The organism is Salipiger thiooxidans (genome assembly GCF_900102075.1).
Classification (GTDB): domain Bacteria; phylum Pseudomonadota; class Alphaproteobacteria; order Rhodobacterales; family Rhodobacteraceae; genus Salipiger; species Salipiger thiooxidans.
The window spans coordinates 311,611-335,795 of sequence record NZ_FNAV01000001.1; the positions used below are offsets into that span (position 1 = coordinate 311,611).

The 24,185-nt window shown below is 69.0% G+C and carries 24 protein-coding genes; 15 read left to right on the top strand and 9 right to left on the bottom strand.

The genetic code is table 11. From position 1 onward, the window contains the following. The first annotated feature begins 49 nt into the window (after nucleotides 1-49). Nucleotides 50-1,075, top strand: a complete 1,026-nt coding sequence (locus tag BLQ77_RS01460) for a hypothetical protein (protein ID WP_040383851.1) — start codon at nucleotides 50-52, stop codon at nucleotides 1,073-1,075. 84 nt (nucleotides 1,076-1,159) lie between these two features. Here BLQ77_RS01460 and BLQ77_RS01465 read toward each other — a convergent pair whose 3' ends face one another. The 8 genes from BLQ77_RS01465 to mutY all read right to left on the bottom strand — a co-directional run bounded on the left by BLQ77_RS01465 (nucleotide 1,160) and on the right by mutY (nucleotide 9,806). Then, complete coding sequence (locus BLQ77_RS01465) at nucleotides 1,160-2,578, bottom strand: SPOR domain-containing protein (RefSeq protein WP_089954513.1); 1,419 nt, start codon at nucleotides 2,576-2,578, stop codon at nucleotides 1,160-1,162. 66 nt (nucleotides 2,579-2,644) lie between these two features. Next, nucleotides 2,645-3,277: a uracil phosphoribosyltransferase gene (gene upp / locus BLQ77_RS01470; RefSeq protein ID WP_008885230.1), complete on the bottom strand. Its 633-nt coding sequence runs from the start codon at nucleotides 3,275-3,277 to the stop codon at nucleotides 2,645-2,647. 128 nt (nucleotides 3,278-3,405) lie between these two features. Next, nucleotides 3,406-4,404 carry an adenosine deaminase gene (locus tag BLQ77_RS01475; protein WP_089954516.1) on the bottom strand — a complete coding sequence of 333 codons (999 nt, stop codon included), beginning with the start codon at nucleotides 4,402-4,404 and terminating at the stop codon, nucleotides 3,406-3,408. Next, nucleotides 4,404-5,609 (bottom strand): phosphopentomutase, encoded by a 1,206-nt coding sequence (locus BLQ77_RS01480; protein ID WP_089954519.1) that lies wholly within the window; start codon nucleotides 5,607-5,609, stop codon nucleotides 4,404-4,406. The genes BLQ77_RS01475 and BLQ77_RS01480 overlap by 1 nt, the downstream gene beginning before the upstream one ends. Beyond that, nucleotides 5,606-6,895 (bottom strand): thymidine phosphorylase, encoded by a 1,290-nt coding sequence (locus BLQ77_RS01485; protein WP_008885362.1) that lies wholly within the window; start codon nucleotides 6,893-6,895, stop codon nucleotides 5,606-5,608. Before BLQ77_RS01485 ends, BLQ77_RS01480 begins: the two co-directional genes overlap by 4 nt. Further along, the gene (locus BLQ77_RS01490) at nucleotides 6,895-7,347 is read right to left on the bottom strand and encodes a cytidine deaminase (RefSeq protein ID WP_511227839.1); all 453 of its coding nucleotides are present in this window, start codon (nucleotides 7,345-7,347) and stop codon (nucleotides 6,895-6,897) included. The genes BLQ77_RS01485 and BLQ77_RS01490 overlap by 1 nt, the downstream gene beginning before the upstream one ends. 146 nt (nucleotides 7,348-7,493) lie before the next feature. Then, nucleotides 7,494-8,636 carry an alkane 1-monooxygenase gene (locus BLQ77_RS01495; protein ID WP_089954525.1) on the bottom strand — a complete coding sequence of 381 codons (1,143 nt, stop codon included), beginning with the start codon at nucleotides 8,634-8,636 and terminating at the stop codon, nucleotides 7,494-7,496. A 123-nt stretch (nucleotides 8,637-8,759) separates the two neighbouring features. Continuing rightward, nucleotides 8,760-9,806, bottom strand: coding sequence for an A/G-specific adenine glycosylase (mutY, locus tag BLQ77_RS01500; RefSeq protein ID WP_008885143.1), 1,047 nt, complete (start codon nucleotides 9,804-9,806; stop codon nucleotides 8,760-8,762). Between the two features lie 84 nt (nucleotides 9,807-9,890). Here mutY and BLQ77_RS01505 point away from each other — a divergent pair, with 84 nt between their 5' ends. The 9 genes from BLQ77_RS01505 to BLQ77_RS01545 all read left to right on the top strand — a co-directional run bounded on the left by BLQ77_RS01505 (nucleotide 9,891) and on the right by BLQ77_RS01545 (nucleotide 18,854). Then, nucleotides 9,891-10,400: a DUF721 domain-containing protein gene (locus BLQ77_RS01505; protein WP_008884374.1), complete on the top strand. Its 510-nt coding sequence runs from the start codon at nucleotides 9,891-9,893 to the stop codon at nucleotides 10,398-10,400. A gap of 44 nt (nucleotides 10,401-10,444) precedes the next feature. Beyond that, nucleotides 10,445-11,095, top strand: a complete 651-nt coding sequence (locus tag BLQ77_RS01510; protein WP_089954529.1) for a DsbA family protein — start codon at nucleotides 10,445-10,447, stop codon at nucleotides 11,093-11,095. Next, entirely contained in the window at nucleotides 11,092-12,213 is a 1,122-nt protein-coding gene (locus BLQ77_RS01515) for a CaiB/BaiF CoA transferase family protein (protein ID WP_089954531.1), read from the top strand. The genes BLQ77_RS01510 and BLQ77_RS01515 overlap by 4 nt, the downstream gene beginning before the upstream one ends. A gap of 268 nt (nucleotides 12,214-12,481) precedes the next feature. Further along, the gene (locus BLQ77_RS01520; RefSeq protein ID WP_089954534.1) at nucleotides 12,482-13,156 is read left to right on the top strand and encodes an SURF1 family protein; all 675 of its coding nucleotides are present in this window, start codon (nucleotides 12,482-12,484) and stop codon (nucleotides 13,154-13,156) included. Beyond that, the gene (gene thrC / locus BLQ77_RS01525; RefSeq protein ID WP_008885256.1) at nucleotides 13,156-14,544 is read left to right on the top strand and encodes a threonine synthase; all 1,389 of its coding nucleotides are present in this window, start codon (nucleotides 13,156-13,158) and stop codon (nucleotides 14,542-14,544) included. Before BLQ77_RS01520 ends, thrC begins: the two co-directional genes overlap by 1 nt. Then, complete coding sequence (locus tag BLQ77_RS01530; RefSeq protein WP_089954537.1) at nucleotides 14,541-15,803, top strand: M16 family metallopeptidase; 1,263 nt, start codon at nucleotides 14,541-14,543, stop codon at nucleotides 15,801-15,803. Before thrC ends, BLQ77_RS01530 begins: the two co-directional genes overlap by 4 nt. Beyond that, entirely contained in the window at nucleotides 15,803-16,387 is a 585-nt protein-coding gene (locus tag BLQ77_RS01535; RefSeq protein ID WP_008885100.1) for a GNAT family N-acetyltransferase, read from the top strand. Before BLQ77_RS01530 ends, BLQ77_RS01535 begins: the two co-directional genes overlap by 1 nt. A 156-nt stretch (nucleotides 16,388-16,543) precedes the next feature. Further along, nucleotides 16,544-17,371 carry an MBL fold metallo-hydrolase gene (locus tag BLQ77_RS01540; RefSeq protein ID WP_089954539.1) on the top strand — a complete coding sequence of 276 codons (828 nt, stop codon included), beginning with the start codon at nucleotides 16,544-16,546 and terminating at the stop codon, nucleotides 17,369-17,371. A gap of 67 nt (nucleotides 17,372-17,438) precedes the next feature. Then, nucleotides 17,439-18,854, top strand: a complete 1,416-nt coding sequence (locus tag BLQ77_RS01545; RefSeq protein ID WP_089954542.1) for an FAD-binding oxidoreductase — start codon at nucleotides 17,439-17,441, stop codon at nucleotides 18,852-18,854. A 96-nt stretch (nucleotides 18,855-18,950) separates the two neighbouring features. Here the strand turns inward: BLQ77_RS01545 and BLQ77_RS01550 are convergent, their stop codons facing one another. Beyond that, nucleotides 18,951-19,799, bottom strand: a complete 849-nt coding sequence (locus tag BLQ77_RS01550; protein ID WP_089954544.1) for a lytic transglycosylase domain-containing protein — start codon at nucleotides 19,797-19,799, stop codon at nucleotides 18,951-18,953. Between the two features lie 364 nt (nucleotides 19,800-20,163). On the opposite strand from BLQ77_RS01550, the gene BLQ77_RS01555 reads away from it, so the two are divergent. The 5 genes from BLQ77_RS01555 to BLQ77_RS01575 all read left to right on the top strand — a co-directional run bounded on the left by BLQ77_RS01555 (nucleotide 20,164) and on the right by BLQ77_RS01575 (nucleotide 24,017). Then, on the top strand, nucleotides 20,164-20,361 hold the full coding sequence (locus BLQ77_RS01555) for a Flp family type IVb pilin (RefSeq protein ID WP_008885896.1): 198 nt from the start codon (nucleotides 20,164-20,166) through the stop codon (nucleotides 20,359-20,361). 130 nt (nucleotides 20,362-20,491) lie between these two features. Next, the gene (locus BLQ77_RS01560; protein ID WP_008886205.1) at nucleotides 20,492-20,638 is read left to right on the top strand and encodes a hypothetical protein; all 147 of its coding nucleotides are present in this window, start codon (nucleotides 20,492-20,494) and stop codon (nucleotides 20,636-20,638) included. A gap of 229 nt (nucleotides 20,639-20,867) precedes the next feature. Further along, nucleotides 20,868-21,728: a Flp pilus assembly protein CpaB gene (gene cpaB, locus BLQ77_RS01565; RefSeq protein WP_089954547.1), complete on the top strand. Its 861-nt coding sequence runs from the start codon at nucleotides 20,868-20,870 to the stop codon at nucleotides 21,726-21,728. A gap of 203 nt (nucleotides 21,729-21,931) precedes the next feature. After that, entirely contained in the window at nucleotides 21,932-23,353 is a 1,422-nt protein-coding gene (locus BLQ77_RS01570) for a type II and III secretion system protein family protein (protein ID WP_089954549.1), read from the top strand. 4 nt (nucleotides 23,354-23,357) lie between these two features. Further along, nucleotides 23,358-24,017 carry an OmpA family protein gene (locus tag BLQ77_RS01575; RefSeq protein WP_089954552.1) on the top strand — a complete coding sequence of 220 codons (660 nt, stop codon included), beginning with the start codon at nucleotides 23,358-23,360 and terminating at the stop codon, nucleotides 24,015-24,017. Nucleotides 24,018-24,185: the final 168 nt, after the last annotated feature.

Genomic DNA, 24,185 nt, shown 5'->3' on the forward strand with positions numbered 1-24,185 from the left:
TGCACGACCCCATGCTACTGTGCCGCGAAATGAGGCAGAGCAGCCCCGGATGACGGCACTCAAACAGTATCAAAGACTGGAAGCGTCAGGACTCTGGCGGCCCGAGCCGGCTGCCCAGAGGCGCGAGGTGATCGTGTCCCTTGGCGATGCCTCGCTGACCATTTCCGAGTTCTCCGGACGCGCGCTGGCGCACTGGTCCCTGCCTGCCGTGCGCCGCGCCAACCGCGGCCAGACCCCCGCCATCTACCACCCCGACGGCGACCCCGGCGAGACGCTGGAACTGGCCGAGGACGAAAGCACGATGATCGACGCCATCGAGCGCCTGCTGCGCGCGATCGAGCGTCGCCGTCCCCGTCCGGGCAAGCTTCGGCTCTACCTGCTCGGCGCCTTTGCCGCCATCGTCGTGGGCGGCGGGATCTTCTGGCTGCCCGACGCGCTGCTCGAACACGCGCGCCGCGTGGTCCCCATGGCCAAGCGCGAGGCCATCGGCGAGGCGCTCCTGACCCGGGTGACGCGGGTCTCCGGGCAGGCCTGCATGTCCGACGATGCCCGCCTGCCGCTGCGCAACCTTGCGGGGCGGGTGCTGGGCGGCGACCGGACCGACGATCTCGTGGTGCTGCCCGGCGGCGTGCGCGACACGGCGCACCTGCCCGGCGGGCTGATCCTGATGAACCGCGCGCTGATCGAGGATTACGAGGATCCCGACATCGCTGCCGGCTACATCCTCGTCGAGGCGCTGCGGGCAAAGCAGGCCGATCCGCTGGGCGAGCTGCTCGATTACGCCGGGCTCTGGTCGGCGCTGCGGCTCCTGACCACCGGCAACCTTCCCGACAGCGCCATGGATTCCTATGCCGAAACGCTGCTCACCCGCCGTCCCGAGCCGCTGCCCGAGGCAGCCCTGCTCGGCGCCTTCGACGCGGCGGACCTGCGCAGCACGCCCTACGCCTTCGCGGTGGACATCACCGGCGAGAGCACGCTGCACCTGATCGAGGCCGACCCGCACGCGGGCGACGCCAGCCAGCCGGTGCTTTCGGATGCCGACTGGGTGCGGTTGCAGGGCATCTGCGGCGGCTGAGCTCCGGCCGGGAAGACCCCCGCCGAGGCGGGTGCCGGGCGGGGGCGGATCGGTCTGGGGGCGGCTCCGCGGAAGCCTCTTATCTCAGCGGATATAGGCCTGCACGTAGCCCGTGGCCTGAACCCGGTTCAGCGCGCCCTGCAGCGCGGTGCTGCTGGCGTAGGGCCCCACGAGCACCCGGCGCGCCTGCGTGTCAGTGCCAACCGGAGCGTAGCGCACCGGCAGCCCGGCACCGCGCAGCCGCCGGGCGGCGGCGTCGGCTTTGGCGTGGGTGGTGAAGAGCCCGATCTCGACATAGCGCGCCGAGGTGGCCTTCGGCGCCGCGGCCTTGCGCGGTTCGGAGCGTGAGGACATCGCCGGCTGGCGGTGGGCCGATGCGGGCGCCCCCCGGTCCGACCTGGGCTGCGCGACGGGCGCGGGCACCCGGGCGTCGGCGGAATAGACGATCACCGGATCGCGCGCCGGAACGCGGCGCAGCGACATGTCGTTGACCCGCGGCACGGTGTTGGTCCAGCGCTGCTGGGTGGCGTAGTAGCCCCCGACCGTCTGCCACGCGCGGTAGGGGTTGAGGCGGTCATCCTCCCAGGCCGGACGATACCCCGGCGGCACCACCGGCGGCACCTCGGAGCGTGCTTCCCATACGTGCTTCGGCACGATGCGGGCTTCGGGATGCGCGCGCGGATCCGCGGCGACCAAGGCCACGGGGTCGTCGTCGCTGTCGATCTCGAGGCGGCTCTCGTCCCAGTGCCCCTGCCCGTTGCCGTAGTTGTGGTAGACGTTCTTGCCGCTGGTCGGCGCCTCGCCGCGACGGACTTCCGAGACGAAGGGGCTGTCCTGCGGCCCGCAGCGTACATCGCGGCCGTTGCGCTGAATGGTGCCGGTGAAGCCCGCCGGACAGGTCTGCCCCGGCGCAACCTTGACCACCCGCTGGGTGGGCGCGGGCGCAGGTGCGGGTACGCGGCTGACCACGGTGGCAGGCGGCGGCGCCGAGGGCGGCTTCGAGGCCGGGGCCTTGACCACCCGCTTGGGCGCGGTGGCGGGTTTCGAGGCCACGGTCTCCATCGGTTTGCGGGTGGAGGTGCGGCTCGGGGCCGGCGCGGGCTTGCGCGCGCGCGCCGTGGCCTTGGGCGCCGTGGCCGCGGGCTTCGACGCGGGGCTTGCGGCAGGTTTCGGAGCCGGGGTCGGGGTCGCCGCGGGCTTCGGTTCCGGCGTGGCGACCGGCGCGGGCGCGGCCGCCGTGCGCGACTTGCCCAGCGACGGCGCGTAGCCGCAGACCTGCTCGCGGTCGCGGGTCACCCGCGGCACCCAGATCACCGCATCGTCGAAGCCGGCGCGCACGAAAACGCAGCCACGGCTGTCGACGTACTGGGTCGCCGAGTAGCTCGCGGGAGGAAGCTCCGCCGGACTGTCGATGGTCTCGATGCCCTGGGCCAGGGCAGGCCCGGTGGCGATGCTCGCACACACCGAGGTCATGGCGAAGATCGCCAGTGTTTTCAATCGCATGGCTGCCCTCACAGATACGGAGGAAGCATGCCTCATACACCGAAGCCTGTAAAGCGCCCGGATCGCCTACTTGGTGCCGAACATGCGGTCTCCCGCATCCCCTAGTCCCGGGACGATGTAGCCCTTCTCGTTCAGGTGGTCGTCGAGCGAGGCGGTCACGATCGGCACGTCCGGGTGCGCCTCTTCCATCCGCGCCACGCCCTCGGGCGCCGCCAGCAGGCAGAGGAAGCGGATGTCCTTGGCGCCGGCCTCTTTCATCAGGTCCACCGCAGCAACCGAGGAATTGCCCGTCGCGAGCATCGGGTCGACGAGGATGACGGTGCGGTCCTCGAGCTTCTTGGGCACCTTGAAGTAGTATTGCACCGGCTTCAGCGTTTCCTCGTCGCGGTAGAGACCGACGAAGCCCACGCGCGCGGCGGGCACCAGCTCGAGAATGCCGTCGAGCAGGCCGTTGCCGGCACGCAGGATCGAGACCAGCACCAGCTTCTTGCCCTCGATCACCGGCGCGTCCATCTCGCAGAGCGGCGTCTCGATCTTCTTGGTGGTCACCGGCAGCGCGTGGGTGACCTCGTAGGCCAGCAGCAGGCTGATCTCGCGCAGGAGCTGGCGGAAGGAGGCGGTCGAGGTGTCCTTCTCGCGCATCAGGGTCAGCTTGTGCTGAACCAGCGGGTGATCGACGACGGTAAGATGCTGTTTCATGGCCCCGGTGCTCCTCTCGCGTGTGTTGCCTACCTCATTAGCCGCGGGCGTGCGGCCCCGCAACGACAAGGGACGCCCTGCAGCCGATGCGACACGCCCGATGCCGCGATGCCGGGCAGCGCCGCCGTTCAGCCGAGCCGCTTGAGCAGCGCCGCGCGGGTGTCCTCGTCGCAGAACGCCGCCTCGGCCGAGGTCCGGGCGATCTGGGCGAACACCTCCTCGTCCCAGCCGAAGGTCTTGGCCAGCCGCTCGTATTCGTCGGCCATGGTGGTGTGGAAGAACGGCGGATCGTCGGTCGCGACGGTGACCTTCACCCCCCTTTCGCGCAGCCTCTCAATCGGATGCGCCGAGAGCCTCGGGTAAACCCCGAGCGTCACGTTGGAACCCGGGCAGACCTCGAGAACAATCCCGTTCTCTACAAGTTTATCCACAAGCGCGAGATCTTCGATGGCACGCACCCCGTGACCGATGCGCTCGACCCTCAGATCGTCCAGCGCGTCGGAAATCTCGCGCGGGCCGCGCCATTCGCCGGCGTGCGAGGTCAGCCGCAGCCCGGCCTCGCGCGCCATGTCGAAGCTGTAGGCGAAGTCCTTCTGGCTGCCGCGGTTCTCGTCGCCCGCCATGCCGAAGCCCACCAGCCAGTCGCCCGCGGTCTCGGCCGCGCAGAGCGCCGCGCGCTTCGCCCGCTCGGGCCCGAAGTGCCGCACGCAGGTCACGATGCCGCGCAGGGTGATGCCCATCGTCCTCTCGGCGGCCTCCGACGCCTCGCGCATGGCGTGCAGGTATTCGCGCCACGCGCCCAGGTCGCCACCGCCGCAGAAATCGGGCGAGAGGAAGGTCTCCGAATAGATCACGCCGCTTTCGGCGCTCTTCTCGAGCACCGCGAGGGTGAGCCGCGCGTAGTCGTCGGGGCTGCGCAGAACCGAGGTCGCGGCCTCGTAAATCGTTAAGAAATGGTTAAAATCCGTGTAGGCGTAGCTGCCGTCCTCGGCGAAGACCCCGTCGAGCCGGACGGATTTCTCCTGCCCCAGGCCACGGATGAAGGCCGGCGGCGCGGCGCCTTCGAGATGCAGGTGCAGCTCGACCTTGGGCAGCGCCCGCAGCGCCGCGATGCGTTCCTCGTCCATCACAGGAAGCTTCTCCCCGACCCCGATGATTCAACTTGAAGATGCGCGGCGATGCTCGCCGCCACGTCGGCGAAGACCACATGCCCCAGCGCGCCCGCGCCCCGGCCTGCGACCAGCACCGGCACCCGTTCGCGGGTGTGATCGGTGCCGGTCCAGCTCGGATCGTTGCCGTGATCCGCAGTCACCAGCAGGATGTCGTCTTTGCGCAAGCGCGGCAGCAGGCGGCCAAGTTCGGCGTCGAACCACTCGAGCGCCCTCGCGTAGCCCGATATGTCGCGACGGTGCCCGTAAAGGCTGTCGAACTCGACGAAATTGGCAAATGTCAACGCGCCGTCCACGGAGTTATCCACAAGGTCGCCCAGATGCTGCATGAGCTGCGCGTCATCGCCTTTGTGCAAGTGGTCGATCCCCTCCATCGAGAAGATGTCGCCGATCTTGCCGACCGCATGCACCTCGCGCCCCGCATCCTGCGCCCAGTTGGGCAGGATCGGACGCGGCGGCCGGATGGCGTAGTCGTGGCGGTTGCCGGTGCGCCGGAAGCTGCCCTCGGCTCCCACGAAGGGCCGCGCGATCACCCGCCCCACCTTCATCTCGTGCAGCATGGGGGCCACGCGCTCGCAGAGATCCAGCAGCCGCGTGAGACCGAAGCTCTCTTCATGGGCGGCGATCTGGAAGACGCTGTCGGCGGAGGTGTAGCAGATCGGCCAGCCGGTCCGCAGGTGCTCGGGCCCGAAGCGGTCCAGCATCACCGTGCCCGAGCCGTGGCAATTGGCCAGCGTGCCCTCGGTGCCCGCGATCTCGCGCACCCGCGCCAGCAGCGCCTCGGGAAAGACCGGCTGCGCGACGGGGAAGTAGTGCCAGTCCCACGGCACCGGCAGCCCGGCGAGTTCCCAGTGGCCCGAGGGCGTGTCCTTCCCGCGCGAGCTCTCGGTCGCGGCACCCCAGAGCCCCTGCGGCGCGGCCCCCAGCCCCGGCGGCAGGGTGCCGCTGGCAAGCTCCACCGCGCGCCCCAGCCCGAGCCCGTCGAGCACCGGCAGGCGCAGCGGACCGCTGCGGCCGTCTTCGGCCTCGCCCCGGGCGCAGGCCTCGGCGATGTGCAGCACGGTGTTGGCCCCTGTGTCGGGCACGCCGTCGTTGAAATAGGATCCCGCGTCCGGTGCGCCGCCGATGCCGACGGAATCGATCACCACGAGAAACGCCCTCATCCGATGCGCTCCCGGATCAGCGGCCCCGCCACCGCGGGCGCGCCCAGCGCGATGGCACGGGTCACCACCTGCGCCGCGGCCTCGGCCTGGTCCTCGCGGGCGGCGTGCACGCGGGCGAGCGGCTCGCCCTTCTCGACCCGCTGGCCCAGCCGCACCACGTCCGAGAGCCCCACGGCAGGGTCGATCATGTCGGTCTCGACTGTGCGGCCACCTCCCATGTGCACCACCGCAAGCCCCAGCGCCTCGCCGTCGATCGCCGCAACATGGCCCGCCTCGGGCGCCGGGATCTCGCGGATCACCGTCGCCTCGGGCAGGTAACGGCCCCAGTCCTCGACGAAATTGTGCGGCCCTCCGAGCCCGTAGATCATCCGGCCCATGTGCTCGGCGGCGGCGCCCGAGGCCAGCGCCTCGCACAGCCGGGCCTCGGCCTCCCTGATGCCCGCGCCCTCGAGCAGCGGCGTGCCCAGCGCCAGTGTCAGCTCGTGCAGCGGCCCCTCTTCGCGCCCGGTCAGCACCCGCATCGCCGCATCGACCTCGAGCGCGTTGCCCAGCGCCGCGGCGATCGGCTGGTTCATGTCGGTGACGAAGGCGGTGGTGGGACAACCCGCCGCGTTGGCAGTCGAGACCAGCGCCCCGGCCAGCGCACGGGCCTCGGCGTCGGTCTTCATGAAAGCGCCGGAGCCCACCTTGACGTCGAGCACCAGCCCCTCGAGCCCCGCGGCCAGCTTCTTCGACAGGATCGACGAGGTGATGAGATCGAGGCTCTCGACCGTGGCGGTCACGTCGCGCACCGCGTAGAGACGGCGGTCGGCGGGGGCGATCCCGGCCGAGGCCGAGACGATGGCGCAACCCGCCTCCTTCACCACGCGCCGGAACTTCGCCTCGTCCGGGGCGACGGCGTAGCCGGGGATGGCATCGAGCTTGTCGAGCGTGCCACCGGTGTGGCCGAGCCCGCGGCCCGAGATCATCGGGACATAGGCGCCGCAGGCGGCCAGCGCGGGGGCCAGCACCAGCGAGACGCAGTCGCCAACACCGCCGGTGGAATGCTTGTCGAGCACCGGCCCGTCGAGATCCCAGCGCAGCACGTGGCCCGAATCCCGCATCGCCAGAGTCAGCGCCACGCGGTTCTCCTCCGAGAGCCCGCGCAGGCAAACGCCCATGGCAAAGGCTCCGGCCTGGGCCGCGCTCACGCTGCCATCGGCCAGCCCCGTCGCGAACCACCGCAGCCCGTCGGTCGCCGGTTCCTCTCCGCGCCTCAGCGCTGCGATGACGTCGCGCGCATCCATCACACCCGGTCCATGTCGTCCGGACGGAAGGCGCCGGGCAGAAGCTCGCCCACGGTGGTCTCGAGCACCTCGCCCGAGACCGTGGCAAGGATCACCTTCGTCTCGGCCCGCGCGAACTCCGAGAGCTTCTGGCGGCAGCCGCCGCAGGGCGGCACCGGGCGCGGGCTGTCGGCGATGACATAGGCCTCGACGATCTCGGTCTCGCCCGCGGCCACCATGGCCGCGATGGCGCCGGCCTCCGCGCAGGTGCCCTCGGGATAGGCCGCGTTCTCGACGTTGCAGCCGGCGTGCACCGTGCCGGAGGGTGTGCGCACCGCGGCCCCCACCTTGAACCGGGAATAGGGCACGTAGGCATTCTCGCGCACCGCCCGCGCCGCTTTTTCGAGTTCCATGACGCTCTCCTGCTGCCTGCTCGGAGATCCATTTTTGAAATCCCCCCGCCCGGATTGCAAGAGCCGCGCCGCTGGCACCGGCCGGCCTGCCTCCGGCGGGGATATTTGGGGCCACTGGAAACCGGGAGCCGCGCCCAGCCCTTCCAGTGGCTCAAAATATCCCGGGGGAGTCTCCGACAGGAGACGGGGGCAGCGCCCCCTCCGCGCTATCGGTCCGCGCCGGGCATCGGGGTCTCTGCCCTGTTGTAGGGTTTCCAGTCTGCGATGTCGGGATAGCGCGCCCGGCGCCAGGCCCGGACCTTCGGGTTCATGATCCGGCGCCAGACCGGCGGCACCATCGCCGCCATGGTCATGATCGGGTAGCCGTAGGGCAGCTGCGGGGCCTCGTCCTCGGCGTAGGTCTGCAAGAGCGGGAAGCGGCGCTCGGGCTTGTAGTGGTGGTCCGAATGGCGCTGCAGGTTGATCAGCAGCCAGTTGGTGGCGGTGTGGGCCGAGTTCCACGAATGGTGCGGCTTCACGTGCTCGTAGCGCCCGCCGCCCAGATGGCGGCGGGTCAGCGCGTAATGTTCGACGTAGTTGGTGAGCTCGAGCTGCCAGATCGCCACCCCGGCCTGAACCGCGAAGAACAGCAGCCCGGTCCAGCCGCCGAGCAGGACCGCCAGCAGCAGCATGGCAAGTTGCAGCGCTACGTATTTCCAGAACGGGTTGCGCCGGTGCCACCACGGCAGTCCGCGGCGGCGCAGCAGCCCGGCCTCGGCGCGGAAGGCAGAGGCCGGGCATTCGCGCAGCACCCTTGGATAGTAGCGGTGGAAGCCCTCGTTGTAGTGCGCCGTCACCGCGTCGCGCGGGGTGCCGACCCAGAGGTGGTGCACCAGCAGGTGCTCGGAGCGGAAATGCGAATAGAGCACCATCGCCAGCAGCCAGTCCGCGAGATGCCGCTCGAGCCGGTTGCGCTGGTGCATGAGCTCATGGCTGTAGACGATGCCGACCGAGCCGCTCATGACGCCCGTGCCGAACATGACGCCGAAAAGCTCCCAGCCGCCAAGGTGGTGGCTTTGCGCCACGTAGAAGATCAGCGAGAACAGCGTCACGAACTGCACCGGCGCCCAGAGGATCACCCCGGCGCGGTACCAGCGCAGATGGCGTTCCTCGGTCTGCGGGTCGGCGTTCTGCTCGTTGAGCCCGAGCGCCGCGTCGAGCGCCGAGAACAGGTACCACGTTGCGAGCGGCGTGAGCAGCACCCACAGCCCGCCCTGCACCGCCCCCACCCAGACCAGCGGCGGCAGGATGTAGGTCAGCCAGAAGGGCATCACCGCAGTGACGCGGGCGAGCTTGTCGGTGGGGATCATCGTCGCTCTCCGTTCGGACCGGACGAAGAGGCAGATCGCCCTGCCCTCGCCGCCCGCGCCGCGCAGCTTAGCGGCGCCCGCGTCCCGGCGCCACGGCGGGAACGTCGCGGCGTGGGCCCAGGCTCAGCTGCCGCGGGCAAGGTCGAAGGCCTTGCGCATCACCGTCGGCAGGTCCGAGGGGCTGAACGCGGGCAGCTCGACGAACTCGCCGCGGCTCGGGACACGCTCCATCGGCACCAGCGCGGTCTTCACCGTCAGGCGCAGGTGGAAATGTGTGAAGGTGTGCCGCGCCTCCTCGGGCAGGGTCTTCCACTCGGCACGGATCGGCGGCGCCTCCTCGGGCGCCTCGTTCCACTCGCTGCCGGGCCAGCCAAGCATGCCGCCGAGCAGCCCCTTGTCCGGGCGACGCTCGAGCAGCCACGCGCCATCGACCCGGCGCGCGAGATAGGCGATACCCAGGCGTACCGGCTTGCGCTTCTTCGGCACCTTCTTCGGCAGCTCGGCGGCGGTGCCCGCGTCCCATGCGGCGCAGGAGGGCCGCCACGGGCAGAGCCCGCAGGCCGGATTGCGCGGCGTGCAGATCGTGGCGCCGAGATCCATCACCGCCTGCGCGTAGCAGCCCGGGCGCTCGTCGGGGGTGAGCGCCGCCGCGTAGCCCGTCAGCACGGGCTTTGCATCGGGCAACGGCGTGTGCTCGTCGTGCAGCCGCGCCATCACCCGCTCGACGTTGCCGTCCACCACCGTCGCCGGCAGGTCATAGGCGATCGCCGCGACCGCCCCCGCGGTGTAGGGCCCGACGCCGGGCAGCTGCAGCAGCGCTTCCTGGCTGTCGGGGAAGACCCCGCCATGCTCCGAGGCCACGACCCGCGCGCATTTCAGCAGGTTGCGGGCACGGGCGTAGTATCCGAGCCCGGCCCAGGCGGCCATGACGTCGGCATCCTCGGCGGCAGCGAGGTCCGACACCGTGGGCCAGCGCGCGGTAAACGCCTCGAAATAGGGCTTCACCGCCGGGACGGTGGTCTGCTGGAGCATGATCTCGGACAGCCAGACCCGATAGGGATCGGGGCGCACCCCCGCCGCACGGGCCCGCGGGCCGATCCGCCACGGCAGGTCCCTGGCATGCCGGTCGTACCATTCCAGCAGGTCCTCGGCACGGGCAGCTTCACGCACGACTGACTTTCCCTTGATTGAACGATTCCGGGCTGGCGCCCGCGACAGCGCCCACTAGAATAGCGCCGACGAGAGGGATTCAAGATGCAACGGCGCAGCACCACGACCTACGGTTTCGCCCAGACCGGCGGACTTCTCAAGAACAGCATCCGCCGCGCCAGCGAAAGCCGCGGCTTCGCCCAGTCCCGCGTCCTGACCCATTGGGAGGAAATCGCGGGCAGCGACATGGCCGCGATCTCGCGCCCGGTCGAGATCAGCTATTCCCGCGGCGGCATGGGGGCCACGCTCACCCTGCTGACCACCGGCGCCAACGCCCCCCTGCTCGAGATGCGCAAGGAAGAGCTGCGCGAGCGGGTGAACGGCATCTACGGCTACAACGCCATCGCCCGCATCCGCGTCACCCAGACCGCCGCCACCGGCTTCGCCGAGGGCCGCGTCGCCTTCGAGCACCGTCCCGCGGCCAAGCCCGAGACCGCGCCGCGCCCCGAGGCCCTGGACGAGGCCCATCGCGCCACCCAGGGCATCGGCGACGACAGCCTGCGGCAGGCGCTTGAACGTCTCGGTGCCAACGTCATAACCAGATCACAACGCTGACCATCTCCCGCGACAGGAAGATCATGCTGAAAGAAGGAAGACCGATGAAGCGTATCCTGACCACTGCGGCCCTCGCGGCCGTGCTCGCCGCCGGCGGCAGCTGGGTTCTCAGCCCCTCCGCCCAGCCCCCCCTCGGCGCCGCCGGCGCGCAGGAGGCCGCCTCGCCGGTGGTGGACATGACCCTCGGTCAGGCCGACGCGCCGGTCGAGATCATCGAGTACGGCTCGTTCACCTGCCCGCACTGCGCCGCGTTCGAAGAGACCGTATTCCCGCAGATCAAGGAAAACTACATCGATACCGGCAAGGTGAAGTTCACTTTCCGCGAGGCGTATTTCAACAAGTACGACATGTGGGCCTCGCTGATGGCGCGCTGCGGCGGCGAGATGAAGTACTTCGGCATCGTCGACATGATCTACTCGACCCAGAACGAGTGGGCCCGGCAAAGCTCCGAGCAGGGCGTCGCCGACGCGATCCGCAAGATGGGCCTGCAGGCTGGCATCGGCCAGGAAGAGCTCGACGCCTGCATGCAGGACGGCGAGCAGCTGAAGGCGCTGGTCGCATGGTACCAGGGCAACGTCGAGAAGGACGGGTTCAACTCGACCCCGTCGTTCATTGTCGACGGCGAGCTGCACAGCAACATGCCCTACGACGAGTTCTCCAAGCTCCTCGACGAACGGTACGAAGCGGCACAATGACCTCGGCACCTCGCGGCCCCCTCGAAGGGGTCAGGGTCATCGAACTGGCCCGGATTCTGGCTGGCCCCTGGGCCGGCCAGATCCTGAGCGACCTCGGCGCCGAGGTCATCAAGATCGAAGCCGACCGCGGCGACGACACCCGCAAGTGGGGCCCGCCCTTCATCGACCGCGGAGACGAGCGCTCCGCGGCGTATTTCCATTGCTGCAACCGGGGCAAGCACTCGGTGGTGGTGGACATCTCGACTCCCGAGGGTCAGGCGCAGATCCGCGAGATGGTGCAGGACGCCGACATCCTGATCGAGAACTTCAAGGTCGGCGGGCTTGCCAAGTACGGGCTCGATTTCGCCTCGCTGGCGCAGGTGAACCCCGGGCTGATCTACTGCTCGATCACCGGCTTCGGGCAGGATGGCCCCTACGCCCACCGCGCGGGCTACGACTACATCATCCAGGGCATGTCGGGCTTCATGTCGATCACCGGCAATCCCGACGGCCAGCCGCAGCGCACCGGGGTAGCGATCACCGACCTCTTCACCGGGCTCTACTCGGTGTCGGGCATCCTCGCGGCGCTGCACCAGAAGCAGCGCACCGGCAAGGGCCAGCACGTGGACATGGCGCTGCTCGACTGCGCCGTCGCGGCGACCGCGAACCAGGCGATGAACTACCTCGCCACCGGCGAGGCCCCGGGGCGGACGGGCAACTACCACCCGAACCTCACTCCCTACCAGGTCTTCGACTGCTCGGACGGCTACATCATCATCGCGACCGGCAACGACCCGCAGTACCAACGCCTGTGCCGGCTGCTGGGGCTCGACGATCTTGCCGAGCACCCGGACTACCTGACCAACGCCGACCGTATCGCCAACCGCACCGCGCTCGAGGCGCAGCTGATGGCGGAGACCCGCAACTGGTCCAAAGCCGACCTGCTGGCCGGATGCGAGCGCGAGGGCATCCCCGCGGGCCCGATCAACGATCTCTCCGAGGTCATGGCCGATCCGCAGGTGCAGGCGCGCGGCATGCAGATCTCGCCCGAGGGCGTGCCCGGCGTGCGCTCGCCGTTCAAGTTCTCGGACGCCGAGCTCTGCCTCGACCGGGCCTCGCCGAAACTCGGCGACGGCTGACACGGCACGGCACGGGGGCCCCGCCCCCGTCCCTGCCTTCGGGCCCGGAGGACACCGCGAGCAAGGCGCTCCCGGTTTCCTCTGGCCCGAAATATCCCCGCCGAAGGCAGGCCGGACCGTGCCGCCCGGGGCATCATCGCCCTATCGGCACTGTGGCATCGCCGGCCCCATCCGGCGCGTCACGGCGGGCGCCCCCGAATCCCGCCTTGCTCCCCCCTGCCCCCACACGATAAAGCAACCCGCACCAATCACCTCGTGTGGAGCCCGCGTGACCCGTTACCTCGCCCCCCTGCTCTTCGGCCTGATCGGCGCCGGCATCCTCGTCGCGCTTGGTCTGTGGCAGATGCAGCGGCTCGAGTGGAAACAGGCCGTGCTGGCCGAGATCGAGAGCCGCATCTCGGGCGCGCCCGAGCCCCTGCCCACGATGATCTCCCCCGAGGAGCAACGCTATCAGCCGGTGGAGCTCGACGGCGAGATCCTGCCCGGCGAGGTCCGGGTACTCGTGAGCCAGAAGCAGATCGGCGCCGGCTACCGCATCGTCTCGCCCTTCCGCACCGGAGACCGGCTGGTGCTGCTCGACCGCGGCTTCACCGCCGACGCGTTCAAGGACGCCTCGCGGCGCACCGGCCCCGCCCATGTGACCGGCAACCTGCACTGGCCCGACGACCGCAACTCGGCCACGCCCGAGAACGACACCAAGGCCAACATCTGGTTCGCCCGGGACATCGGCGCCATGGCCGAGACGCTCGGCACCGAGCCGCTTCTCGTCATCGCCCGCAGCGTCGCGCCCGGCGACCCGAACATCGACCCGCTGCCGGTGGACACCGGCGGCATTCCGAACGATCACCTGCAATATGCCATCACATGGTTTTCACTCGCCGTGGTGTGGCTGATCATGACCGCCTATTACATTGCGCGGCTACGAAAGACCGGAGAGACCTGATGCGCTACATCTCGACCCGCGGACAGGCGCCCGCGCTGAGCTTCGAAGAAGCGATGCTGTCCGGGCTCGCCCGCGACGGCGGGCTCTACGTGCCCGAGACGGTCCCGACCATGTCCGCGGACGACATCCGCGCCCTGCACGGGCTGAGCTACGAGGAAACCGCGTTCCGCGTGATGCGGCCCTTCGTGGGCGACGGCTTCACCGACGAGACTCTCGGCGATCTCATCACCAGGGCCTACGCGGGCTTCGGCCACAACGCCCGCGCACCGTTGGTGCAGCTGGCACCGGGGCACTTCCTGCTCGAGCTGTTCCACGGGCCGACGCTGGCGTTCAAGGACTTCGCCATGCAGCTCATCGGCCAGCTCTTCGAGGAGGCGCTGACCCGTCGCGGCGAGCGCGTCACCATCGTCGGCGCCACCTCCGGCGACACCGGCTCGGCGGCGATCGAGGCTTTCAAGGGGCTCGACGCGGTCGACGTGTTCATCCTCTACCCGCACGGCCGGGTGTCCGAAGTGCAGCGCCGCCAGATGACCACGCCGACCGAGGCCAACGTGCATGCGCTTGCGATGGACGGTCACTTCGACGACTGCCAGGCCAAGCTCAAGGACATGTTCAACGACTTCACCTTCCGTGACGAGGTGCGGCTGGCGGGCGTGAACTCGATCAACTGGGCGCGGGTGCTGGCGCAGGTGGTCTACTACTTCTCCTCCGCCGTGTCGCTGGGCGCGCCCGACCGCGCCGTCAGCTTCACCGTGCCCACCGGCAATTTCGGCGACATCTTCGCGGGCTACATCGCCAAGAAGATGGGCCTGCCCATCGACCGGCTGGTGGTCGCCACCAACCAGAACGACATCCTGCACCGCTGCCTGTCCTCGGGCGACTACCGTACCTCGGAAGTGCACCCGTCGATCTCGCCCTCCATGGACATCCAGGTCAGCTCGAACTTCGAGCGCGCACTCTTCGATGCCTACGGCCGCGACGGCTCGGCCGTGGCGCAGCTGATGGCCGAGCTCAAGGCCGGCGGCTTCAACGTGAGCCAGGGCGCGCTGCAGGCGCTGCGCGAGCATTTCGAGAGCGGCCGCGCCTCGGAGGACGAGACCCTCGCCACGATCCGCAAGGCGCAGCAGACCATGGGCGAGCTGCTCTGCCCGCACTCCGCCATCGGCGTGAAGGTGGCCGACGAGCACCGCGTCGCCGGTACGCCGATGATCACCCTCGCCACCGCCCATCCGGCCAAGTTCCCCGACGCGGTGGAACAGGCCAGCGGCATCCGCCCGCCGCTGCCCGCCCGCATGGCCGACCTCTTCGACCGCCCCGAGCGCGTGACCCGCGTGCCCAACGACCTCGCGGCCCTCGAAACCCTCATCCGGGAGCGTATTGTAAAGTGACCGTGGAACAGACGACCCTCAAGAACGGCCTCCGCATCGTCAGCGAGCGCATGGACGGGCTGCAATCGGCCTCGCTCGGTATCTGGGTGACCGCAGGCGGCCGCAACGAACGTGTCGAGCAGAACGGCATCGCGCATTTCCTCGAGCACATGGCGTTCAAGGGCACCAAGACCCGCAGCGCCCTGCAGATCGCCGAGGCCATCGAGGACGTGGGCGGCTACATCAACGCCTACACCTCGCGCGAGGTGACCGCCTACTACGCCCGCGTGCTCGAGAACGACACGCCGCTGGCGATGGACGTGATCGGCGACATCCTGATGAACCCGGTCTTCGACACCCGCGAGATCGAGACCGAGCGCCACGTCATCCTGCAGGAGATCGGACAGGCGCTCGACACGCCCGACGACGTGATCTTCGACTGGCTGCAGGAGCGTGCCTACCAGAACCAGCCGCTCGGCCGCACCATCCTCGGAGAGGCCGCCAACGTGAAGGCCTTCGGCCGCGAGGACCTCGAGACCTTCGTGACCGAGCATTACGGCCCCGAGCAGATGATCCTCTCGGCCGCCGGTGCCGTCGACCACGGCGCGCTGGTCAAGCAGGCCGAGGCGCTGTTCGGCGGGCTGTCGTCGCGCAAATCGAACGCCCCCGAGGGCGCCCGCTTCACCGGTGGCGAGACCCGCCACGAGAAGGCGCTCGAACAGGCGCATTTCGCGCTGGCCTTCGAGGGTCCGGGCTACAGCGACCCCGCCTTCTACGCGGCGCAGATTTACGCCATCGCGCTTGGCGGCGGCATGTCCTCGCGCCTGTTCCAGGAGATCCGCGAGAAGCGCGGCCTGTGCTACACGATCTTCGCGCAGACCGGCGCCTATGCCGACACCGGGCTCACCACGATCTACGCCGGTACCAGCGGCGAGGAACTGGGCGAGCTTGCCGGCATCACCATCGACGAGATGAAGCGCGCCGCTGAGGACATGAGCCCCGAAGAGGTCGCCCGTGCCCGCGCACAGATGAAGGCCGGGCTGCTGATGGGGCTGGAAAGCTCGTCGTCGCGGGGCGAGCGCATGGCGCGGATGGTGCAGATCTGGGGCGAGGTTCCCGCCATCGAGGAAACCGTCGCCCGCATCGACAACGTCACCACCGGCGACGTCCGGGTGTTCGCCGAACAGGCGGCCTCGAGCGCGCCCGCGGCACTGGCACTCTACGGGCCGGTGAGCGGCGCTCCCGGTCTCGAGGCGTTGCAGGCCCGACGGGCGGCGTGATGCTCGGACGACGGCGCAGACTTCGGCTCGACACCGAACGGCTGGTGCTGCGCCCGCCGCAGCACGGCGATTTCAACGCGTGGATGTCCCTGCGCATGGAAAGCCGGGCCTACCTGACGCCGTGGGAACCCTCCTGGGCGCCCGACCATTTGACCCGTAGGGCCTTCACCAACCGGGTCTACTGGGCCAACCGCTCGATCGCGGGCGGCACCGCGGTGCCGCTCTTCGTGTTCCGACGCGACGACGAGCAGCTTCTGGGCGCCATCACCCTCGACAACATCCGCCGCGGCCCGGCGCAGTCGGGGGTGCTCGGCTACTGGACCGGCCAGCCCTACGCCCGGCACGGCTACATGCGCGAGACCATCGCCGCGCTTGTCCACCACGCCTTCGAGCGGCTGGACCTCAGCCGCATCGAGGCCGCCTGCCTGCCCGAGAACGTCGCCTCGCGCGGGCTGCTCGAAAGCTCCGGCTTCAAGTACGAGGGCGTGGCGCAGAGCTACCTCCAGATCAATGGACGCTGGCGCACCCACGTGCTCTACGCCGCGCTGCGCATGGACCGGCGCGGCAAGACGCAGGTCGGCTGATCCCGCGCCACGCGCTACGACAAACGCCCGGGCATTGATCTTTCCGGCGCCAACGCATCGGTGACACACGCCCGCTGGCGTGGCCTCACGGAAATGTCAGTCCGCGCGCCGCGGATCGCTGTCAGGCTCTGTCCCATGCCCAAGGGAGAGCCGACCATGCCGCGCGCCGCCATCGCCGCCGTCACCGCCCTAGCCCTCGCCTCCCTGCCGCTCGAGGCGCAGGAAAGCCGCAGGCCGTCCCATTGCATCGCCATCGCCGACGCCGATCCGGGTCTGCAGTACGTGCACAAGGCCGCGTGGACCGAGCCGGTTCCCGACTACTCGGTGCGCATCCACTACGTCTCGCACGCGAGCTTCCTGCTTCAGACGCCGGGCGGGCTGAACGTGGTGACCGATTTCACCGGCTTCACAGGCACCGCGCCGCTGATTCCCGACGTCGTCACCATGAACCACGCCCACGGCACCCACTGGACTGCCAATCCCGATCCGGCGATTCCCCATGTCCTGCCCGGCTGGGGCGACTTCGGCGAGGGCATCGAGCATCACCTCGATCTTGGCGAGATGCTGGTGCGCAACGTCTCCACCGACATCCGCTCGTCCATGGGCGGGGTCGAGGAGAAAGGCAATTCGATCTTCGTCTTCGAGGTCGAGGGCCTGTGCATCGGCCATCTCGGCCACCTGCATCACGAGCCCAACGACGCGCAATACGCCGCGCTCGGGCGGCTCGACGTGCTGATGGTGCCGGTGGACGGCGGCTACACCATGGCGCTCGACGCAATGGTCCGGGTGGTAGAGCGGCTGCGCAGCTCGATCATCATCCCGATGCACTGGTTCTCGGGCAACTCGCTGAGCCATTTCCTCGACGACGTCTCGGGCACCTTCGCCATCGACCGGCGCGGCGGACCCGAGCTGGTCGTGAGCCTGCGCGACCTGCCGCCGCGCCCGACGGTGGTGGTGCTCGAACCCGAGTGGCTGCGCGAGTAGACCGCCCCTCGCCCGCCCTTGGCTTCGCCGCGATTTGCGACCATCGTGCGCCGCGAGAGGAGCCCTCATGACCCTGAATCCCGCCGACGACGCCTTTGCCGAAACCCTCGCCGCCGAGCTGCCCGACAACAGCCTGCGCCGGGCCGAGCCGCGCTATCTCGAAGAGCCACGCGGGCGCTGGCACGGCAGCTCGGGCTGGGTCGCCCTGCCCCGCAGTGCCGACGAGGCGGCGCGGATCCTTCGCGCCTGCAACGCCGCGCGGGTGGGGGTCGTGCCGTTCGGCGGCGGCACCGGGCTGGTCGGCGGACAGGTCGCCCCCGATACGCCCGCGCCGCTGATCGTGTCGCTCCAGCGGATGAGCGCGATCCGGGCGGTCTATCCGCAGGAGAACGTGCTGGTGGCCGAGGCGGGCGCGGTGCTGGCCTCGGTGCAGGAGGCCGCGCGCGAGGCCGGGCGGCTGTTCCCGCTGTCGCTCGCCTCCGAGGGCACGGCGCGGATCGGCGGGCTGCTGTCGACGAACGCCGGCGGGGTCAACGTGCTGCGCTACGGCAATGCCCGCGACCAGGTTCTGGGGCTCGAGGCGGTGCTGCCCGATGGCACGGTCTGGAACGGGCTGAAGCGGCTGCGCAAGGACAACACCGGTTACGACCTGCGGCACCTGCTGCTTGGCGCCGAGGGCACGCTCGGGCTGATCACCGCGGCGTCGCTGAAACTGGCCCCGGTGCCGGCGTCCGTGGGCACGGCGTTCTTCACCGTGGAAAGCCCGGCGGCGGCGCTGGCGCTTCTGGCGCTGGCCCGCGACCAGCTCGGCGAGGGCATCAGCGCCTTCGAACTGATCTCGCGGCAGGGGCTCGACTTCCTGACCGAGAAGCTGCCCGAGGTGCGCCAGCCCTGGCCCGCGGCGCCGGAATGGTGCGTGCTGATCGAGCTCGGCCTCGCGCGCGGGCTCGACCCGGCGAGTGCGCTCGAGACGCTGTTCGAGACGGCGCTGGATGAAGAGCTGGTGAGCGACGCCATCGTCGCCCAGTCCGAGCAGCAGCGCACCGAATTCTGGGCGGTGCGCGAGCGCATTCCCGAGGGCAACAAGGCCATCGGCGCAATCTCGTCGCACGACATCTCGGTGCCGCTGGGGGCCATCCCCGAGTTCATCGAGCGCGGCGCGCCGCTGATCGCCGGGCTGGGCGACTTCCGCATCAACTGCTTCGGGCACCTCGGCGACGGCAACCTGCATTACAACGTCTTTCCCGCCCCCGGGAAACGCCGCGAGGATCATGTGAACCAGCGCGAGGAGATCAAGCGCACGGTGCATGACCTCGTCCACGCCTATGGCGGTTCGGTGAGCGCCGAGCACGGCATCGGGCGTCTCAAGGTCGAGGATCTCGAGCGCTATGGCGATCCGGCGAAGCTGGCGGCAATGCGGGCGATCAAGGCGGCGCTTGACCCTGCGGGGATCATGAACCCCGGCGCGGTGCTGCGCGGCTGAGGTCGTCGGGGGCGCTGCCCCCGTCGCGCCTTGCGCGACTCCCCCGGGATATTTCGGGCCATTGGAAACCGCGGGCATCCGCGGGGCGGTCGCGCGTCAGTTCGAGGCGATGCGGAAGACGCAGCCGTCCGAGATCAGCTCGGGCTGGGTCAGGCAGAGCCCGCGCGCCACGCTGAAGGCGGCGAGCACCTTGGGCACGTAATCGCGGGTCTCGGCATAGGGTGGGACACCGTCGTGGCGGGGAATCGCGTTCTCGCCCGCGTTGTAGCCCGCCAGCACCATGATCGGGTCGCCATCGAAGGTCTGCATCAGGAAGTCGAGGAAGGCGACGCCGCCCCGGATGCTCTGCACCGGATCGAAGGCGTCGCTGACGCCGAAGCGCGCGGCGGTGGCGGGCATCAGCTGCATCAGCCCCTGCGCGCCGGCGCCGCTTACCGCGTTCGCCCGGCCGCCGGATTCGACCGACATCACCGCCAGCGCCAGCGCCGGCGACACCCGCGTGCCGACCGTGGCGCGGAGCAGCGCGGCGCCATGGGCCTTGGCCATGGTCTGGAGGTCCTGCAGTCTCGGCGCCGCCACGCCCCGCCCCTGCGGCGGGTTCGACAGCTTGATGAGCGCGGGCTCGAGCCGCCCCGGGCCGCTGGCGGCAAGCGCGGGCGAGACCACGTCCCAGAACCAGCCGTAGGAGCCGCCGCCGGTTGCGCGGCCCGCAGGCGCCGGCAGAGCGCCGTCACGCGCCACGGGCGGCGGGGCGGCCACGACCGGGGTGACCGGCGCGGGTTCGATCTGGACGGTGATGCGCTTCTTGGTGCCGGGCTTCGGCGGCGTCACGCGCTTGGCGGTGAACTCCGGAAAGGCCGGCGGCTTGTCGGCCCGCGCCCCGCCGGCACAGACACCGGGGAGCGAAACGGCCAGCAGCGCCGTGACACCCAGTCTTCGGAACATCGCTCGACCTGCCTCTGGCCTGTTGTCCGGTTGTTATGGCCCATAGTCTGACACAAAGCCCGGTTTCCCCCAACATCGTCGCCATAATGTCCCCCCGGGCCGTGCCATTTTCGCCGAAAACAGCCTTCACTGGCGGCTTGTGGAAAGAAAGTTCAGAAATTTATCGTGCAGGAACAGACAATTGAAACGAAACATGCCGGAAGATGGCGGGGCACCAAAAACACTCCGATTGCGCCCAAATCGTGCCTGATTCCGGGGGCTAAATCTCTTCATACCGCGACGGAACGGGGCAATGAGAGAGGCCCACATCGGATCGAAGCGGTGACGTGAGCCACACAAGACACATCATTCCACGGAGAGAGACATGCTGAACTTCATCAAAACCTTCCGCAACGACGAAGACGGTGCCGTGACGGTTGACTGGGTCGTGCTGACCGCAGCCGTGGTCGCAATGGCGATCGGCGCCTACACCACCATCGCCGACAACTCGGAGGCCATGATCACTGCAGCCGGCGGCGCAGTCGCAGCCGAGCAGGTCGAGCTCTTCGGCGCCACGCAGTAATTCCGGCCCAGGTTTTTCCACCGGGTCGGCGGCGACCGGCCCGGTGGACAACCATCTGAAGCGCGTCAGTCATGAGGTCGCAAACATGGTTCGGGTTTTCAGGAATTTTCTTCGGAGCGACTCCGGGGCAGTGACCGTTGACTGGGTCGTGCTGACGGCATCGGTGGTCTTCATGGCCGCCATCTCGTTCTACCAGATCCGCGACAGCAGCGGGAGCATGGAAGAGGCCACAGCCTCGGCGCTTGCCGCGGAACAGACCAGTCTCTTTCCCGAGTAACCGCCGGTTCCGGATCGTACCGAGGGCCCGCCTCGTCCTCGAGGCGGCCTTATCGTTTTTCGCCTCGCGATCCAGCCCACGGCGAACCCAGGCGGTCGCCGCGACACGCGACACGCGCCGCGAAAAAGCCCGTGAGGGGCCGGAATTGGCCACAATCCCCGGCTAACAACGAGATTTGAGCGCGCCAAGGAACCGTGGCGCCCACGGCAACAACCCGCGAGGTAAGAACATGCGACTGGTATTCGGACTCGTACTGATCGCGGGCCTCGGCCTCGCAGGCTTTGCCGTTCATCTGGCGCAGAAGCAGTTCGGCGCCTACCAGAATGCCCTGCAGCAGGAGCGGGCGAAGGCGGTGAAGGCCGTGCCCACCCGGATGATCTACGTGACGACCCAGGCCGTGCCGACCGGAGAGGTGCTCCGCAAGGAGTACGTCAAGCTGGCGCCCTGGCCGCAGGAGATCCTGCCCGAGGGCGTCTTCGACGAGACCAATCCGCCGTTTGCCGACGGCGAAGCCCCGCGCGTCGTGACCCGCGCCATGGACAAGTTCGAGGCGGTTCTGACCACCAGGATCAGCGAACCCGGCGGCGATGCCGGCCTGACGACGCGGCTCGAGCGCGGACAGCGTGCCTTTGCCATCAAGGTCGACGTGACCTCGGGCGTGTCCGGCTTCCTGCGCCCCGGCGACCGGGTCGACGTCTACTGGACCGGCAAGATGCCCGGCACCGACGCCAACCTGCCGCGCGGCGAGGTCACCAAGCTGATCGAGACCGCGGTGAAGCTCATCGCCATCGACCAGACCGCCGAGATCGAGAATTCGGACGCCACCATCGCGCGTACCGTCACCGTCGCGGTCAGCCCGCAGCAGGTCGCGGGCCTCGCGCAGGCCCAGAGCACCGGACGGCTGTCGCTGTCGCTGCTCGCCGCCAACGACGACAGCATCGCCGAGGCCATCGAGGTCGACCAGCGCACCCTGCTCGGCATCCGGACCGTCGAGCGCAAGGTCGAGGTCGAGGCCGCCGAGCGGGTCTGCACCACCCGGGTGCGCCGCGGCTCGGAGGTCGTCAACATTCCCATCCCCTGCACGAATTGAGTTCTTTCAAACGTTTGACCGGGGGCGCCGTGCGGCGCCCCCGTTGTCGTCCGCGCGGGGTTCCTATCGCGATGTTGCGATATATCCACATAGGGGCTGCGTCGGAAACCTCTGTTTATTGCAATAAAACCTGAACTCGCGCAGTCTTTGGAAAAATGCAGGCGACAGATCTGCAACCGAGGCGACGTCGAAAGGCAGGTCACATGAGACTCAACAAGTACCTCAAGGCTGCCCTGATCGGCTTGGCCCTGACCGCGGGCCCGCTTGTCGAAGACGCCCGTGCCGACAACCTCCGCGTGGTCCGGACCGGCACCGAAAGCGTGCTGAACGTGCCTATGAACCGCGCCGTGGTGGTCGAGAGCGACGAGCCCTTCGCCGAGCTGTCCATCGCCAACCCCGCCATCGCCGACATCTCGTCGCTCTCCGAACGCACGATCTACGTGCTCGGCAAGACGCCCGGGACCACAACGCTGACGATTCTCGACGGCAACGGCCGCCTGATCACCAACGTCGACGTCCGGGTCGCGGCGGATGTGACCGAGTTCAAGGAACGTCTGCGCCAGATCCTTCCCGGCGAATCCATCGAGGTGCGCACCGCCAATGACGGCATCGTGCTGTCGGGCACCGTCTCGAGCGCCCAGAAACTGCAGCGCGCGCTCGATCTCGCGCAGCGCTACGCGCCCGAGCGGGTCTCGAACCTGATGACCGTGGGCGGCGTGCAGCAGGTCATGCTGAAGGTGCGCTTCGCCGAGATGCAGCGCTCGGTCTCCAAGAACCTGCGCTCGTCGCTGTCGATCGGCGGCCCGATCTTCGGCGAGGACGAGATCACCATCGGCTCGGAAACCGGCACCTGGCTCAATTCGGGCAATAGCTACGGCGACGCCGTGACCGTGGCCGACGGCACCGAGGGCGCGCTGCTGCTCGGCTTCAACGGCGCCATCGAGGTGGGCATCCTGCTCGAGGCGCTCGAGAGCAAGGGCATGGTGCGGACGCTGGCGGAGCCGAACCTGACCGCCCTCTCCGGGCAGGAAGCCAAGTTCCTCGCCGGCGGCGAATACCCGGTGCCGGTCTCGCAGGAGGATGGCAAGCTCAGCGTCACCTACAAGCCGTTCGGCGTCGAGCTGAACTTCGTGCCCACGGTCATCGACGGCGACCTCATCAACCTGCAGCTCGAAGCGGCGGTCTCGTCCATCGACAGCTCGAACGGCATCACCACCGACGCGATCAGCATCGACGCCTTCCGCCGGCGCGAGACCTCAACAACCGTCGAGATGCGCGACGGCGAGAGCTTTGCCATAGCGGGCCTGCTTCAGGACGACTTCCGCGACGTGAACGGTCAGGTGCCGTGGATCGGCGACATCCCGGTCCTGGGCGCGCTGTTTCGCAGCGCCGAGTACGAGCGCCAGCAGTCCGAGCTCGTGATCATCGTGACGCCGCACCTCGTGACGCCGACCCGCGGCGAGGCGCTGGCCCTGCCCACCGACCGGGTGATGCCGCCGACCGAGAAGGACCTTTTCCTGTTCGGCCGCACCTCCTCCGACGACGCCCGGCGTCCGCGGACCGGCGGCGCGGCCGAGGTTGCCAGGCAGGACTTCACCGGATCTTATGGCTACGTGATGGACTGACGGGATGCAGGGGCGCTACAGCATGATCAGGATCGGCATCACGGGCCTCGGTCTCCTTCTCGTCACCGGCTGCGGCGCGGAGTTCTACCGCGAGGCGGGCGCCACCACCGACCGCGGCGACTTCGGCAACGCCACCATGAACAACACCATGCTCATGAACGGCGACCGCAGCTACGTGCTCGACCTCGGCCAGCGATTCGCCGAGGACGTGCCGAGCATGGTGAACTTCGCCTTCAACAGCTCGCAGCTCGACGCCGGTGCGCGCGAGACGCTGCGCGTGCAGGCCGGCTGGATCAGACAGTTCCCCGAGGTGCGCTTCCGGGTCTACGGCCACACCGACCTCGTGGGGTCGGCAAGCTACAACCGGCAGCTCGGCCTCGCCCGGGCGCAGGCCGTGGTCGCCTACCTCGCCAGCCAGGGCATCTCGCGCTCGCGACTCGAGGCGGTGGTGTCCTACGGCGAAACGCAGCCGCTGATCATGACCGAGAACCGCGAGCGCCGGAACCGGCGCACCGTGACCGAGGTCTCGGGCTTCGTCGACGGCCATCCGAACCCGCTCGACGGCAAGTATGCCGAGGTGATCTACCGCGAATACGTCCGTTCGGCGCAGCCGAAGACGACCCTGAGCGGCATCACCGGCTCGGAGATGGCGACCGAGCAATAACCGGATCGGGCCGGAGAACCGTCCGGCAATACCGTACAATTACGGTTTTTCGGCCCAAATGTTGCCTAGTTTCCCAGAGATTTTGCCCCTGTAGGGACAGCTGCGTCGAGCGACTCGGCGCGGTGTGTCCCGGAAGCGGGCAAAAGCCGTATTGATCGATTTTTGCCT

Excerpts from the sequence above, each read along its gene's own strand:
- BLQ77_RS01465 (WP_089954513.1), bottom strand. The coding sequence starts at position 2,578 with ATGCGATTGAAAACACTGGCGATCTTCGCCATGACCTCGGTGTGTGCG.
- BLQ77_RS01555 (WP_008885896.1), top strand. The coding sequence starts at position 20,164 with ATGCTGAACTTCATCAAAACCTTCCGCAACGACGAAGACGGTGCCGTG.
- BLQ77_RS01495 (WP_089954525.1), bottom strand. The coding sequence starts at position 8,636 with ATGATCCCCACCGACAAGCTCGCCCGCGTCACTGCGGTGATGCCCTTC.
- BLQ77_RS01570 (WP_089954549.1), top strand. The coding sequence starts at position 21,932 with ATGAGACTCAACAAGTACCTCAAGGCTGCCCTGATCGGCTTGGCCCTG.
- BLQ77_RS01485 (WP_008885362.1), bottom strand. The coding sequence starts at position 6,895 with ATGGATGCGCGCGACGTCATCGCAGCGCTGAGGCGCGGAGAGGAACCG.
- cpaB (WP_089954547.1), top strand. The coding sequence starts at position 20,868 with ATGCGACTGGTATTCGGACTCGTACTGATCGCGGGCCTCGGCCTCGCA.
- BLQ77_RS01550 (WP_089954544.1), bottom strand. The coding sequence starts at position 19,799 with ATGTTCCGAAGACTGGGTGTCACGGCGCTGCTGGCCGTTTCGCTCCCC.
- BLQ77_RS01535 (WP_008885100.1), top strand. The coding sequence starts at position 15,803 with ATGCTCGGACGACGGCGCAGACTTCGGCTCGACACCGAACGGCTGGTG.
- upp (WP_008885230.1), bottom strand. The coding sequence starts at position 3,277 with ATGAAACAGCATCTTACCGTCGTCGATCACCCGCTGGTTCAGCACAAG.
- BLQ77_RS01545 (WP_089954542.1), top strand. The coding sequence starts at position 17,439 with ATGACCCTGAATCCCGCCGACGACGCCTTTGCCGAAACCCTCGCCGCC.
- thrC (WP_008885256.1), top strand. The coding sequence starts at position 13,156 with ATGCGCTACATCTCGACCCGCGGACAGGCGCCCGCGCTGAGCTTCGAA.
- BLQ77_RS01575 (WP_089954552.1), top strand. The coding sequence starts at position 23,358 with ATGCAGGGGCGCTACAGCATGATCAGGATCGGCATCACGGGCCTCGGT.
- BLQ77_RS01510 (WP_089954529.1), top strand. The coding sequence starts at position 10,445 with ATGAAGCGTATCCTGACCACTGCGGCCCTCGCGGCCGTGCTCGCCGCC.
- BLQ77_RS01515 (WP_089954531.1), top strand. The coding sequence starts at position 11,092 with ATGACCTCGGCACCTCGCGGCCCCCTCGAAGGGGTCAGGGTCATCGAA.
- BLQ77_RS01460 (WP_040383851.1), top strand. The coding sequence starts at position 50 with ATGACGGCACTCAAACAGTATCAAAGACTGGAAGCGTCAGGACTCTGG.
- BLQ77_RS01505 (WP_008884374.1), top strand. The coding sequence starts at position 9,891 with ATGCAACGGCGCAGCACCACGACCTACGGTTTCGCCCAGACCGGCGGA.
- BLQ77_RS01480 (WP_089954519.1), bottom strand. The coding sequence starts at position 5,609 with ATGAGGGCGTTTCTCGTGGTGATCGATTCCGTCGGCATCGGCGGCGCA.
- BLQ77_RS01540 (WP_089954539.1), top strand. The coding sequence starts at position 16,544 with ATGCCGCGCGCCGCCATCGCCGCCGTCACCGCCCTAGCCCTCGCCTCC.
- BLQ77_RS01475 (WP_089954516.1), bottom strand. The coding sequence starts at position 4,404 with ATGGACGAGGAACGCATCGCGGCGCTGCGGGCGCTGCCCAAGGTCGAG.